14 protein-coding genes are annotated in these 13,400 nt (G+C 66.7%); 9 read left to right on the forward strand and 5 right to left on the reverse strand.

Going from position 1 to position 13,400, the window contains the following annotated elements; genetic code table 11:
• Nucleotides 1–134: 134 nt before the first annotated feature.
• Both HFK18_RS17935 and HFK18_RS17940 read right to left on the reverse strand, forming a co-directional pair.
• On the reverse strand, nt 135–464 hold the full coding sequence (locus HFK18_RS17935; protein WP_343202978.1) for a DUF3817 domain-containing protein: 330 nt from the start codon (nt 462–464) through the stop codon (nt 135–137).
• Between the two features lie 134 nt (nt 465–598).
• Nucleotides 599–1,534, reverse strand: coding sequence for a TIGR03571 family LLM class oxidoreductase (locus HFK18_RS17940; RefSeq protein WP_180167289.1), 936 nt, complete (start codon nt 1,532–1,534; stop codon nt 599–601).
• A 54-nt stretch (nt 1,535–1,588) separates the two neighbouring features.
• Between HFK18_RS17940 and HFK18_RS17945 the strand changes: the two genes are divergently transcribed.
• From HFK18_RS17945 to HFK18_RS17965, 5 genes are all read left to right on the forward strand, one after another.
• Nucleotides 1,589–2,068 (forward strand): GNAT family N-acetyltransferase, encoded by a 480-nt coding sequence (locus HFK18_RS17945; protein WP_180167290.1) that lies wholly within the window; start codon nt 1,589–1,591, stop codon nt 2,066–2,068.
• Nucleotides 2,069–2,166: 98 nt separating this feature from the next.
• Nucleotides 2,167–3,690 (forward strand): thioredoxin family protein, encoded by a 1,524-nt coding sequence (locus HFK18_RS17950; RefSeq protein ID WP_180167291.1) that lies wholly within the window; start codon nt 2,167–2,169, stop codon nt 3,688–3,690.
• A gap of 221 nt (nt 3,691–3,911) precedes the next feature.
• Nucleotides 3,912–4,541: a superoxide dismutase gene (locus tag HFK18_RS17955; RefSeq protein WP_180167292.1), complete on the forward strand. Its 630-nt coding sequence runs from the start codon at nt 3,912–3,914 to the stop codon at nt 4,539–4,541.
• Nucleotides 4,538–5,113, forward strand: a complete 576-nt coding sequence (locus HFK18_RS17960) for a flavin reductase family protein (RefSeq protein ID WP_100552729.1) — start codon at nt 4,538–4,540, stop codon at nt 5,111–5,113. The genes HFK18_RS17955 and HFK18_RS17960 overlap by 4 nt, the downstream gene beginning before the upstream one ends.
• A complete protein-coding gene (locus HFK18_RS17965; protein WP_180167293.1) occupies nt 5,113–5,451 on the forward strand; it encodes a hypothetical protein in 339 nt (112 codons plus the stop codon). Before HFK18_RS17960 ends, HFK18_RS17965 begins: the two co-directional genes overlap by 1 nt.
• Before the next feature lie 4 nt (nt 5,452–5,455).
• Here HFK18_RS17965 and HFK18_RS17970 read toward each other — a convergent pair whose 3' ends face one another.
• Nucleotides 5,456–6,604 (reverse strand): acyl-CoA desaturase, encoded by a 1,149-nt coding sequence (locus HFK18_RS17970; RefSeq protein ID WP_100552731.1) that lies wholly within the window; start codon nt 6,602–6,604, stop codon nt 5,456–5,458.
• 13 nt (nt 6,605–6,617) lie between these two features.
• On the reverse strand, nt 6,618–7,727 hold the full coding sequence (locus HFK18_RS17975; protein WP_180167294.1) for a ferredoxin reductase: 1,110 nt from the start codon (nt 7,725–7,727) through the stop codon (nt 6,618–6,620).
• Nucleotides 7,728–7,780: 53 nt separating this feature from the next.
• Here HFK18_RS17975 and fabR point away from each other — a divergent pair, with 53 nt between their 5' ends.
• The 3 genes from fabR to HFK18_RS17990 all read left to right on the forward strand — a co-directional run bounded on the left by fabR (nt 7,781) and on the right by HFK18_RS17990 (nt 11,319).
• Nucleotides 7,781–8,437 carry an HTH-type transcriptional repressor FabR gene (gene fabR / locus HFK18_RS17980; RefSeq protein ID WP_180167295.1) on the forward strand — a complete coding sequence of 219 codons (657 nt, stop codon included), beginning with the start codon at nt 7,781–7,783 and terminating at the stop codon, nt 8,435–8,437.
• Between the two features lie 196 nt (nt 8,438–8,633).
• The gene (locus tag HFK18_RS17985; RefSeq protein ID WP_180167296.1) at nt 8,634–10,793 is read left to right on the forward strand and encodes a TonB-dependent receptor; all 2,160 of its coding nucleotides are present in this window, start codon (nt 8,634–8,636) and stop codon (nt 10,791–10,793) included.
• Nucleotides 10,783–11,319: a thioredoxin-like domain-containing protein gene (locus tag HFK18_RS17990; RefSeq protein ID WP_180167297.1), complete on the forward strand. Its 537-nt coding sequence runs from the start codon at nt 10,783–10,785 to the stop codon at nt 11,317–11,319. The genes HFK18_RS17985 and HFK18_RS17990 overlap by 11 nt, the downstream gene beginning before the upstream one ends.
• A 150-nt stretch (nt 11,320–11,469) precedes the next feature.
• On the opposite strand, the gene mntR is transcribed toward HFK18_RS17990, so the two are convergent.
• The gene (gene mntR, locus HFK18_RS17995) at nt 11,470–11,934 is read right to left on the reverse strand and encodes a manganese-binding transcriptional regulator MntR (RefSeq protein WP_180167298.1); all 465 of its coding nucleotides are present in this window, start codon (nt 11,932–11,934) and stop codon (nt 11,470–11,472) included.
• Between the two features lie 116 nt (nt 11,935–12,050).
• On the opposite strand from mntR, the gene HFK18_RS18000 reads away from it, so the two are divergent.
• The gene (locus HFK18_RS18000; RefSeq protein ID WP_180167299.1) at nt 12,051–13,382 is read left to right on the forward strand and encodes an Nramp family divalent metal transporter; all 1,332 of its coding nucleotides are present in this window, start codon (nt 12,051–12,053) and stop codon (nt 13,380–13,382) included.
• The last annotated feature ends 18 nt before the right edge of the window (nt 13,383–13,400 follow it).

Here is a 13,400-nt window from a genome sequence, read left to right on the forward strand (position 1 = left end):
AAGGAGGGAACGCCGGGCGCCTCCGCACCCCGCGCGACGTCGCCCTGTCAGGCGGCGACGTCATCCTTAAATGATAACGGCTCGCATTTGCATTTGATACCCATTCGCTTAACGGGCATGCACCCGCAGATGCATCACTGCCCTGCGCGTACCGACAGCAGGCCGCGACGCTTGAACCACCACTCCAGCGGCGGGGTCACCAGCGGCGGAATCGCGGCCAGCAAGGCCAGCCCCGTTGCCCACCATGGCCAGCGCAGACGCAGCGCCGCGAACAGGGTCACCGCCACGTAGACCATGAACGCCACGCCATGCAGCGGCCCGAACAGCTTCACCAGCGCCACGTTGGCCTGCGGGCCGTACTTCAGCCACATACCGGCCAGCAGACCGGCCCAGGTGATGGCCTCGATGAAGGCCACGATCGCGAACAGGCGTCCGGTCGGATGCAGCGGGTTGCGGTGGGTCACGCAAGGCTCCAGCAGTGGATATCAAATGCGAATGATACGCAGATGCGAACATTCCGGACACCGAGGGCAGCGCCGGGCCATGCCCGGCGAACGGTAGAGGCGAACGTTAGAGCTGTGTCCACCAAGGTGGACACCTACCGAAGCGTGTCCGGCAGGATCTGCTCGCCGATCTCACGCAGCACCTCGTCCATCGGCCGGCCGTTGTCGACCAGGTTGAACATCACATGGGCCACGCCCTGCGCGTGCACCCGCAACAGGTAGTCGCGCAGGCCATCGCGGCCCACCTTCAGGCCCAGCGGCAGCGGCTCTGCCGGCGCAGCAGGGTCGGTCTGAAGGTCCAGCAGCATCGACTGCACGAACGGCTTGGGCGCGCCACCGCGCTGGGCCAGGGCCTGCTGCCAAAGGCCAATGCGCCCTTCCTGTGCTGTCTCTTCGCGGTGATAGGTCGCCCAGCCTTCGGCTTCGCGCGCGATCCACTGCAGGCTCTGCCGTGCAGTACCGACCACCAGCAGCGGAATGCGCCTGGCCGGCGCGGGAAGTACATCGTATCCACCGGTTGCCTGCAGCACCGGCGCACGCTCGGACGGTTCGGGCGACAGCGCTGCACGCAGCAGCGACCAGCGTTCGCGGAAGGTCGCTGCCCTGCTTTGCAGATCCTCGCCGAATGCCGCGAACTCCTCGGGTCGATCACCCGAGCCCAGGCCCAGCACGAAGCGCCCACCACTGATCCGGTCCAGGCTCAACGCCGACTTCGCCACCTGCAGCGGTTGCCGCAATGGCAGCACGATGGCCGCAGTGCCGATCACGATGCGTTCGGTCGCCGCGGCCAGCATGCCCAGCCACAGAAATGGATCATCCAGCGCGCTGGCAGTCGCATCCGGCCCCTGCGGCACCATCAACGGCACATCGCGGGTCCACAGTGCGGCGAAACCCAGATCGTCGGCCAGCCGCGCAATGCGTCGTGCCTCATGCGGATCGGCCAGGCCGTGTGCGGCCACTGGCGTCATCAGGCCAAGGCTGAGGCCCTGCGTTGGAAACAGGCGGGCATGGGCGGGATTGAAATCAGTCATGCCGCCAGCTTAGCGTGGGGCATTGATGCCGTCCCGCCACAGGAAGTACCGCGCATGACCACGATCCGCCCCGCCCATGTCGATGACCTGCCCGCGATCAGCGCGGTGTGCATGGCCGCCTTCAACGCAGCCGTTGCGCCCATGCTCACTGCCGAGGGCATCGCCACGTTCGGCACGGTGGCCGCAGCGTCTGCGTTCGCCGAGCGGCTGCAGGGCGACAACCACATTCTTGTGGCCGAACAGGAAGGCCAGGTGGTCGGCGTGGTGGAACTGAAGGCCGGCCAGCATCTGGCAATGCTGTTCGTCGCGCCGGAACTGCAGGGGCAAGGCATCGGTCGTGCCCTGCTGCAGGCGGTGCTGCCGCAGGTGCGAGGCCCGCAGATGACCGTGCGCGCCTCGCTCAACGCGGTGCCCGCCTACGAACACTATGGATTCGTGCTGGATGGTGACGTCGGCCTGTTCAACGGCCTGATCTACCAGCCGCTGGTGTTGACGGTGCCCGCTTCGGCGGGTGCGGGCCTTGGTCCGCATTGATCTCCAGCACATGCCGTGCTGCGCGGGCGACATAAGCAAACTGCATCAGCCAGCACCCTGACCGTTCCTACAATGGCCCCATCACCCTGTCCTTCGAGATGCTGCCGATGCGCGTCGCGCTTTCCATGTTGCTGCTGGCCTCGGCCCTGAGCGCCTGCTCACCCGCTTCCGCTCCGGTACCGACGGCGCAGGCGGCAGCCACCGCCCCGGCCTCCGCCATCGCCTGGCGCCAGGGCGATGTGGATGATGCCTTCAACGAAGCCGCCGAGAGTGGCAAGCCGGTGCTGCTGTACTGGGGCGCGGTGTGGTGCCCGCCGTGCAACCAGCTCAAGGCCGGGCTGTTCAAGGATCCGGCCTTCATCGCCCTGACCGGCAAATTCGTGCCGGTTTATCTGGACGGCGACGAGGAAGGCGCGCAGGCGTGGGGCGAACGCTTCGGCGTGCGCGGCTATCCGACCCTGATCGTGCTCGACCCGCAGCGCAACGAAATCACCCGCGTGGCCGGCGGCAATGACGCGGCCGAACTGACCCGGGCACTGACCGTCGCCGCCAGCCGCCGCAGCGCCGTTGCGGAAACGCTCGCAACCGCGCTGGCCACGCCGGCCAAGCTTGGCGCCGAAGACTGGCAGGTGCTGGGCGACTACGGTTGGGAGGTGGATGCCAACCGCCTGGCCGGCAAGCGCAGCACCCAGGACGTGCTGCAACAGCTGGCCAAGGCCGCACCCGAACCTGCGCTGCAGCGTCGCTTCGCGCTGCTCGCCTTGGCTACAGCCGGGAAACCGACGACATCGCCCACCCAGGTACGCGAACTGTTGCAGGCCGTACTGGCGCAGCCGGCGGAAGTACGTCGCAACCGCGAGCTGCTGGGGTATGCCGGCGCCGGGCTGGTCAAGCAGGCCAGCGCCGGTCCAGCCAGCAGCAATGCCCTCGGCCAGCAGCTGCTGGTCGCGCTGGAACGTGCCGATGCCGCGCGTGGTGATCGTGCTGACGATGCCCTGTCACGCGCGCTGACCGAGCTGGCGCTGGCCCGCCAGCAGCAGCCCGAAGGCGCGCTGCCGGCAGCCCTGGTTGAGCGGGTGAAGCAGCGCGTGGCCGCCGCCGATGCCGCCGCCACCGACGCGCATGCGCGCCAGGCCACCATCAGCAGTGCCGTCTACGCGCTGCGACAGGTCGATGACGATGCAGGCGCAGAGGCCTTGCTGCTGGCCGAGCTGAAGCGTAGCGAGCAGCCTTACTACTACATGCCGGAGCTGGCCGAACTGGCCGAGCAGCGCGGTGATACCGCCGGCGCCCTGGAGTGGTTGAAGCGTGCCTACGAGGGCGCGCAGGGTCCTGCCACGCGCGTGCAGTGGGGTGTGTTGTACGTGGAAGGCCTGCTGCGGCTGGCGCCCGACGATGCGCCGCGTATCGAGCAGGCCACCGAGGCGTTGATCGCCGAGCTGGACAAGCAGCCCTCCGGCTACCACCAGCGAACGCGTCAGCGCTTCGAACGGCTGGCCGCACAACTGCAGGCGTGGAGTGCGAAGCACAAGGGTGCGGAGACGCTGGCACGGTTGCAGCAGCGGATGCAGACCGCCTGTGGTGATCAGGTTGATAGCGCGTGCAAGGATTGGTTGAGCTGACGCCAGACGCAGGATAAGACGGATACCGGTAGTGCCGGTGAGGGTTCCAAAAGCGGGTTCAGTAGTGCCAGCCCATGGCTGGCAGCTCGGAGTGTATGAAGCTGCCAGCCATGGGCTGGCACTACTGAAGCTTCGTTGCTGCTTGACCTCAACCAATGTTGAGGTGCGATAACAGTCTCCCCACGGCCACACCCTTGGCCTTCCCCACGGAGACTGTCTCGATGTCGTACTCGCTTCCCGCCCTCCCCTATGCCTACGACGCCCTCGAACCGCACTTCGATGCGCGCACGATGGAAATCCACCACGGCAAGCACCACCAGGCTTACGTCAACAACCTCAATGCCGCGCTGGAACAGGCGGGCCTGCCGGCGCAGCCGGTGGAAACCCTGATCGCCGACCTCGATGCCCTGCCCGAATCGATCCGCGGCGCCGTGCGCAACAACGGCGGCGGCCACGCCAACCACAGCCTGTTCTGGACCGTCCTCAGTGCCAACGGTGGCACGGCCGACGACGAACTTGCCGCGGCCATCGATCGCGACCTCGGCGGCTACGACGCCTTCAAGGAGACATTCAGCAAGGCCGCTCAGACCCGCTTCGGCAGTGGCTGGGCGTGGTTGACCGTCGATCGCGATGGCCGCCTGCAGGTCGAAAGCAGCGCCAACCAGGACAGCCCCCTGATGGGCGCAGCGGCGGGTGCCTCCGGCAATACCCCGATCCTTGCCCTGGACGTCTGGGAGCACGCCTACTACCTGCATTACCAGAACCGCCGCCCGGACTACATCGGCGCGTTCTTCAACCTCATCAACTGGGCCGAAGTCGGCCGGCGCTACCGCCAGGCCAGGGCCGCATGAACGCGGACTCTGGCGCATACGCCGGGCCGTGGGCAGGGGTCTTTCCCGCTCCGGCACCGGTGCCGTCGGTCAGTCTCCCGCCGCGTGCGCTGCGGCGGTTGCTCGGCCATTTCCCTACCGGTGTGGCGATCGTGTGCGCGCGTGATGCACAGGGAAAGCCGCAGGGTCTGACCATCAATTCGTTCGTGCCGATCTCGCTGCAGCCGCCACTGGTGCTGTGGAACCTGGCCCTGCATGCGCAGAGCCTGTCCACGTTCCAGCGCGCCACCCAGTTCGCGATCAGCGTGCTCGGCGCCGGACAGGAAGCCCTGGCGCGCCGTTTCGCCGACCCGCAGGTGCGCCATCGATTCACCGACGTGCCTTTGCTGGACGACGGCGAAGACGCGCCACCGCGTATCGCTGGTGCCGTCGTCCACCTCACCTGCACCCGCCACGCGCAGTGGCCGGTCGGAGATCACCTGCTGCTGGCCGGGCGCATCGTCGACGTGCGGGAAGAAGGCGGCGCACCGCTGCTGTTCCATCGCGGGCGCTTCCAGGCGGGTCCGGTGGAAACCCTGGTGGAGGTGCGCTGATGGACATCAACACGCTGGAAAAGATGCTCGCCGCCGGCAAGGACAGCGCGCTGCTGCGCTTCGGCCTGGGCAAAAGCTGGCTGGACGCCGGCGATCCGGTGCGCGCAGCCACCCATCTGGGGCGCTGCGTGGTGCTGGACCCGGACTATTCGGCGGCGTGGAAGCTGCTGGGCAAGGCATGGCTGGCCGGTGGCCAGCCGCAGGCGGCGCGCGGGGCGTGGCAACGTGGGCTCAGCGTGGCTGGCAGCAAGGGCGATCAGCAGGCGCGCAAGGAAATGCAGGTGTTCCTGCGCAGGCTGGACCGCCAGTCGCCTGCGCTGTTGGCGAAGGCCGGCTGAACAATCAGCCGGCGTTGGCCGACGCCGGTGCCGGCATGATGTCCGGCATCGGCAGGCGGCGCGGCTTGCTCGGGAACGCGTGGCGCAGGATGCGCCAGACCACCTGGGTGAACTGCCGCGGCAGCGAGCCGTTGTTGTAGTGCTGGCCGTAACGACGGCAGATATCCTTCACTTCCTTGGCGATCGCCGCATAGCGGTTGGCCGGCAGATCCGGATAGAAGTGGTGCTCGATCTGGTGGCTGAGGTTGCCCGACAGCACGTTGATCACGAAACCGCCGCTGATGTTGGACGAACCGCGCAGCTGGCGCAGGTACCAGTGGCCGCGCGATTCATTGCGCAGGCATTCCTTCGGGAACGTTTCCGATTCGGCAGTGAAGTGCCCACAGAAGATGATCACGTAGGTCCAGATGTTGCGCAGGCCGTTGGCCACCATGTTGCCCAGCAACACCGGCAGGAAGAACGGACCGGCCAGCAGCGGGAAGAACACGTAGTCCTTCAGCACCTGGCGGATCATCTTGCGTGCCACCGGACGGGTCTGCAGCCACATCGCGCGGCTGCTGATGCGGCCCTTGAACCAGCGGCCCAGGCGCAGATCCTGCGCAGCCACGCCCCACTGGAACAGCAGCGCGAAGATCGGCGCGATGATCGGCTGCAACAGGTAGAACGGCTTCCAGCGCTGCTCCGGGAAGATGCGCAGCAGGCCATAGCCGATGTCATCGTCCATGCCACGCACGTTGGTGTAGGTGTGGTGGCGGAAATTATGGGTCTTGCGCCAGTTGTCGGCGGTGGCAACGATGTCCCATTCGTAGGTGTTGCCGTTGAGCTTGGGGTCGCCGGTCCAGTCGTACTGGCCATGCATGACGTTGTGGCCCAGCTCCATGTTTTCCAGGATCTTGGCCAGCGCCAGCAGCAGGGTGCCGGCGATGCAGGCCGGCCACAGCAGCGGCGCCCAGAACAACGGCGAGAACGCGCCAAGGAACAGGAGGCTGCGGCCAAGCACGCCGGACCAGCGCACAGCCGCTGCGACGCGGCGGATGTAGCGGGTGTCGGACGCGCCGAGGCTGCCGATCACACGGTCGCGGATCGCATCGAGTTCCTCACCAAACGTCTGCATCTCGGCAGGGCTCAGGGCACGGTCGGTAGCGCGGGTCATGGCAGCGGGGTCCTCAGAGATCCAGGGTCAGGTCGGTGGTCGGCGCGCTCACGCAGATCCGCACCGGCACGGCCGTTTCGGACTGGGTGTCGCCGGTGCGCAGATGGCGGGTGGTGCCACTGACGCGTTCACAGGTGCAGCTGTTGCAGATGCCCATACGGCAGCCGTGCTTGGGCGCGATGCCCTGCGCCTCCAGGCTTTCCAGCAGCGAGCGGCCACGCGGCACGATCAGCCGCCGGCCACTGCGGGCCAGGGTCAATGCGACCTCGCCCAGACTGTCGGCATCCCTGAGTGCGGCCGGTGGGGTAAAGGCTTCCGCCTGGAAGCCGGCCACGTGCTGGGCCAGCCGCGTGCGCGCGGCGGCAACGAAACCGTCCGGGCCACAGGCCAGTACATGGCGCTGCGCCAGCGGGGTGTCGTCACCGGGTACGGCCAGCGTGTGGCTGTCGATACGCGCAGCCGGTATGTCGCCTTCGCGGGTGGCCAGCAGGTGCACGCGCAGGTTCGGATGCGCCGCAGCCAAGGCCAGCAGTTCATCGCGGAACTGGAACGCCGCAGCGTTGCGCTCCCAGTAGAACAGATCGACCGGCGCAGCCAGCGGGCGCTGGCAGGCGTCGCGCAGCAGGCTGCGCATGGGCGTGATGCCGCTACCGGCTGCCAGCAACAATACCGGCGCTGCGGCAGGCATGTGGAAATCACCGAAGGCCGCGTCCAGCCGGAACAGATCGCCCGGCTTGGCATGTGCGACCAGATGCTGGCTGACCTTGCCGCCTTCCACCGCCTTGACGGTAATGGCCAGCTCACGGCGGCCCAGGCGGGTCGGGCTGTAGCTGCGGCGCAATACACGCCCCTCAAGCTCAACGCCGAGGGTGACGTGCTGGCCGGCGCGCATCCCGGCCCAGTGCCGGTTGCAGCGCAGGACCAGGGTCGCGGCGCCCTCGCCGGCCGGCTCGCGCCGTACCAGGCGGGCCATCGGCTCTCGCAGGGTCCACAACGGATTCAGCTGGCCCGCCCAGAAGTCGAACAGCGACGGCGACAGCCAGCGGTACGGAGAAAGCAGGGAAGGTCGGACGACAGCGCTCATGGACGCACTATACGGCCGCACACACAGCTGTGTATACATGTGTATATTGCACCGGATTGGGTATGATTCAGCCTTGCCCCTCCGGAAGTGCCATGGCCGCCGCCACCGTTCTGTCTCCGCCTGAAGATGCCAACAGCCCGGCCCGCCGTACGGTGAGCCGCGAGGATCTGTTGGCCGCCGCGTTGAAACTGATCGGCCCGCATCGCAGCCTGTCCACCCTCAGCCTGCGCGAAGTCGCCCGCGAGGCCGGCATCGCACCCAACAGTTTCTATCGACAGTTCCGCGACATGGACGAACTGGCCGTCGCCCTGATCGACGTGGCCGGGCGCTCACTGCGCACCATCATCGGCGAAGCCCGCCAGCGCGCAACGTCCAGCGCCACCAGCGTGGTGCGCGTGTCGGTGGAAACCTTCATGGAACAGCTGCGCGCCGACGACAAGCTGCTGCACGTGCTGTTGCGCGAAGGCGCGGTCGGCTCGGATGATTTCAAGCACGCGGTCGAACGCGAACTGCACTACTTCGAAGAAGAGCTGCAGCACGACCTGGTGCGCCTGGCCGCACTGGATGGCGCGGTGCTGTACAAGCCGGAACTGGTGTCGATGGCGATCACCCGGCTGGTGTTTGCGATGGGCGCTTCGGCCATGGACCAGCCTCCGGAGAACGACCCGGAACTGATCGAACAGATCTCCACGATGATCCGCATGATCATCGTCGGCGCGCGCACTCCCGCCGCCTTCCGCCGCGGCTGACCCCTCCCGGTGCATGACCACCGGCACGCTTCCGTGCGCATTATGTAATGTTATAACACTCGGATTCGAGTAAAGACCCCGCTTCCGCTGCAGGCTGAAACCGCAATATAGCAATTGCTATGTTGATGAGCTTCTGCTTTCATGTGCGCCAGCCAGGTTGCCCTCGCCGCCCTCCCTCCCCAAGGACGACGCCCTCATGCACATTGCTGCCTCCCTTCTCCGCCGGCTGCCTCTGGCTGCCGGTATCGCCGCCGCCCTGCCACTGGCCGCAGTCGCTGCACCGCCCTCACCCACCGAGCTGGACCGGGTGCAGGTGAAAGTCAGCACCGCCACGCGCAGCGAACGCCTGCTGTCGGACGTGCCGATCCGCACCGAAGTACTGCGCAAGGAAGACATCGCCCTGCGCGCGGCCACTGATTTCTCCCGCGCGGTGGAGCTGATCAATGGCCTGCGCGTGGAAAGCAACTGCCAGAACTGCAACACCAGCGAGGTGCAGCTGCTGGGCCTTCCCGGTGCCTACAACCAGCTGCTGTTCGATGGCATTCCACTGCTGTCCACGCTGGGCAGCGTGTACGGGCTGGAACAGATTCCCGCCGGCTTCGTCGACCGCATCGAAGTGGTCAAGGGCGGTGGTTCGTCGCTGTACGGGCCGGGCGCGGTGGCCGGTGTCATCAATCTGATTCCGCCGCTGCCTGCACGCAGCGGTGGCCATGTGCAGGCCGGCGTGGATGTGCTGAAGGGCACGCCGCAGAAAAACGCTGACGTCCGTCTGGATCTGGTCGCCAGCGAAGCCGACGCGGGACTGTCGGTGATCGCCCAGCGCAACTGGAACAGCGGCATCGACTACAACGGCGACGGCTATACCGAGATCACCCGCAAGAACCTCAAGGTGGGTGGCCTGCAGGCCTGGTATGCACCGAATCCGGGCACGCGCCTGCGGCTGGACCTGCAGGTGACCGATGAGAGCCGTCGCGGCGGCAACCGCCTCCACCAGCCCGAACACCTGGCCAACATCGCCGAATCGCTGGACACGAACTACCGTCGCGGCAGCCTGTCATGGGACCAGGAAGTGAACAGCGACGTCGACTTCCGTCTGGCCTACGCCTTCGCTGACATCGACCGCGACAGCTTCTATGGCGGTCTTGGCGATGTGGTCACCGATCCATCGGCGCCCGGCTACGACCCTTCGCAGCTGGACCCGAACGTGCCCGGCAGTGCCGCATCACGCTCGTGGCGCCAGTACGGGCGCACCCACAACCCGCTGCACTACATCGACAGCCAGTTGAACTGGCGGTTGGGTGCACACACGCTTGCGTTCGGCGTGCAGTACAAGCATGAGGGCCTGCGTGACGACAACCGCGATGGCGCCGGCCAGCGCCTGGCCGTGCTCGAGGATGCAACCTTCCACAACCTCGGCGCGTTCGTGCAGGACGAATGGAGCGTACGTGATGACGTCGACCTGGTGCTGGGTGCGCGCGTGGACAAGAGTTCGGAACTGGACAGCGTCGTGTTCTCACCGCGTATCGCCCTCGCCTGGCAGGCGACTCCCCGGCTGAAATGGCGTGCGGGCATCGCCACCGGCTTCCGTGCGCCGGAAATCTTCGTCGAGGATGTCCACGTCGATACCCTCGGTGGCGAACAGGTGCGCGTGCGCAACACCCGTGGCCTGAAGGAGGAGCGCGCGCTGACCACCCTGTTCGGATTCGACTGGCGCTCCGACCCGGCCGACCCGGTATGGAGCTGGGATGCCACCGCGTCCTACGCACGCATCCGCGATACCTTCGCGCTGGGCGAGATCCAGCGTGGCGATGATGGCCAGCTGACACAGCTGCGCTACAACGCGTCCGGCTCGAACGTGCTGGGCATGGAAACCAACGTCGGCTGGCAGCCCTCTCCGCAATGGCGGCTGACGGCCGGTGCGTCGTGGTACCGCTCGCAGTTCCGCGCGCCGCAACGCATCTTCGATGACACCGCCGACGGCGGCGATACGGTGATCGACAGCCGCGACTACCTGAAGACGCCTCGCTGGACCGGCGTGGCCCAGCTCAGCTGGATGCCGGCCGAACCCTGGGAGACGTTCCTGGCGCTGCGCCACACCGGATCGATGCCGGTACTCAACAACCGGCTGGGCGAACTGCACCGCACCCGCGCCTTCCTGGTCACCGATCTCGGCGCGCGCTGGCATCGCCACCTGGGCGCGCAGGCACAGCAGGAAGTGTCGGTGGCGGCCGGAGTCAAGAACGTGTTCGACCAGCGGCAGAAGGATCTGGAAAGCGGCGCGCTGCGCGACAGCGACTACGTGTACGGTCCGCGTTTCGCCCGCTCGTGGTACGTGAACCTGCGTTATGCGTTCTAGGTGGCTGCCCGCCCTGCTGCTGGCACTGGCATCGCCGGCGGCGGCGGCCGACCTGCACGCGCAGGTCTCCGCGTCGCTGATGCGGCCCGAGCCACGTTCCCTGCGGCCGGTGCAGTGGTCGCCACCGCCAAAGCTGATCGCGCTGTACTTCGGTGCCGACTGGTGCGCGCCCTGCCACGCCTTCGTGCCGACCCTGCGCGGCGTGCGCGACGCACTGCGCGAGGCCGGCGCCGATACCGAAGTGGTGTATGTCAGCCTGGATGAAAGCGAGGCGGCGTTGCGGCGCTACATGCAGCTGCAGGACATGCCGTGGCCGGTGCTGGACCCGCGTCGCGCGAAGCGCATGCCGGCGCTGCAGGCGTTGGCCGGCCCGGCCCCGCCCAACCTGGTGCTGATCGATGCGCAGGGCACGGTGCTGGCCAATGGCTGGCAGGGGCGCCATTACCGCGGGCTGCAACCGGTATTGCAGGAATGGCGGAAGCAGGCGCGTGCTCAGGAACAGGCGCGTTGCCCGCCTGAATTGTAGAGTCGAGCCATGCTCGACTCATTTCATCACCGCGCGAACAGCAGCCGAGCATGGCTCGGCTCTACAGAAAGCAGATTCCGCGAGTAGATCCACGCCATGCGTGGATGCACTCATTCCATGCCGCGCGAACAGCAGTACAGAAACCGCGACTCAGCCGCCCTCGGCCTTGCGTACGAATGCGTCGAACAAGGCCAGGGTCTGCTCACTGACATGGTGCTCGATGCCTTCGGCATCACGTCGCGCGGTATCCGGGTCCACGCCCAGCGCCAGCAGGAAGCGTTCCACGGTCTGGTGGCGCTGACGGCTGGCATGGGCCAACGCCTCGCCCTCGGGGGTCAGGAACACGCCGCGGTATGGGCGCTGCACCACCCAGCCGTCACGGGCCAGCCGTCGCAGCATCTTCGCCACCGTCGGCTGGGCCACGCCCAGGCGGGTGGCGATGTCGACCTGGCGGGCCTCGCCGCCGTCGGCCAACAGGTCGGAGATCAGCTCGACATAGTCCTCCACCAGTTCCATCCGGTGTGCCTCGCGCACTTGCCGGAAGCTCTCGACCTGGCGCTCGGCCTCGATCAAGGGGGTGTTTTTCAGCGATGTCGAATCGTCCGTCTTGCCCACGCGTGTGCCTGTCCTGCAGTTGTCATCGGGTGCGAACCTGAATTCTGGACCAGTGACGCAGCAAAGACGATTGTTTCACATTGCTATGCGATATAGCAGTGGCTATATTGGCAGCCATGAACACCGTCGTACCCACCGATTCTGCCGCCTCCACTCCGGCCAGCCTGGGTGCGCTCAACGCTTCGATTGCCGTACCCGACAAAGGCCATTGGTGGTTCCGGCTGCTGGCCTTCCTTGGCCCGGGCTACATGGTGTCGGTCGGTTACATGGACCCGGGCAACTGGGCCACCGATCTGGCAGGCGGCTCGCGCTTCGGCTACCTGCTGCTGTCGGTCATCCTGATCTCCAACCTGATGGCGGTGATCCTGCAGGCGTTGTCGGCACGGCTGGGTATCGCTACCGGCATGGACCTGGCGCAGGCCTGCCGTGCGCGCTACCCCAAGCCGGTGAACCTGGCACTGTGGGCGCTGTGCGAAGCGGCGATCATCGCCTGCGACCTGGCCGAAGTGATCGGCACGGCCATTGCCTTGAAACTGTTGTTCGACCTGCCATTGCTGTGGGGCGCGGTGATCACCGCACTGGATACGCTGCTGGTGCTGCTGCTGATGAACCGCGGCTTCCGCGCGCTGGAAGCCTTCGTGATCGCGCTGCTGCTGGTGATCTTCGGCTGCTTCATGGTGCAGATCGCGCTGGCCGCGCCGCCGGTGATGCAGGTGCTGGGCGGTTTCATTCCGCGCGCGCAGGTGGTCACGGATCCGCACGCGCTGTACATCGCCATCGGCATCATCGGCGCCACGGTGATGCCGCACAACCTGTACCTGCATTCGTCCATCGTGCAGACCCGTGCCTATCCACGCACCGATGAAGGCCGTCGCAGCGCGCTGCGCTGGGCCGTCACCGACAGCACCGTTGCCTTGACCCTGGCGCTGTTCATCAACGCCAGCATCCTGATCCTGGCGGCGTCGGTGTTCCATGCCAATGGCCGCTTCGATGTGGAAGACATCGAGCAGGCGCACCAGTTGCTGGCGCCGATGCTGGGCGTGGGTCTGGCCTCGACATTGTTCGCCGTGGCGCTGCTCGCTTCCGGCCTGAACTCCACTGTGACGGCGACACTGGCCGGGCAGATCGTGATGGAAGGGTTCCTGCGCCTGCGACTGCCGCCGTGGCTGCGGCGCTTGATCACCCGCGCGCTGGCCATCATCCCGGTGGTGGTGGTGATCATGCTGTTCGGCGACCAGGGCGCAGTGAAGCTGCTGGTGCTGAGCCAGGTGGTGCTGTCGATGCAGCTGCCGTTCGCGATCATCCCGCTGGTGCGGATCGTGACCGACAAGGTGACGATGGGCGCGCTGGTGGCGCCGCGCTGGCTGGGCAGCATCGCCTGGGTGATCGCGCTGGTGATCGTGGTGCTGAACGTGAAGCTGCTGGTGGATACCTTCGCCGGCGGTTGATGCCAAATGCCGGGGTCG

This window comes from Stenotrophomonas sp. SbOxS2 (assembly GCF_013416715.1).
Taxonomy (GTDB): Bacteria; Pseudomonadota; Gammaproteobacteria; order Xanthomonadales; family Xanthomonadaceae; genus Stenotrophomonas; species Stenotrophomonas lactitubi.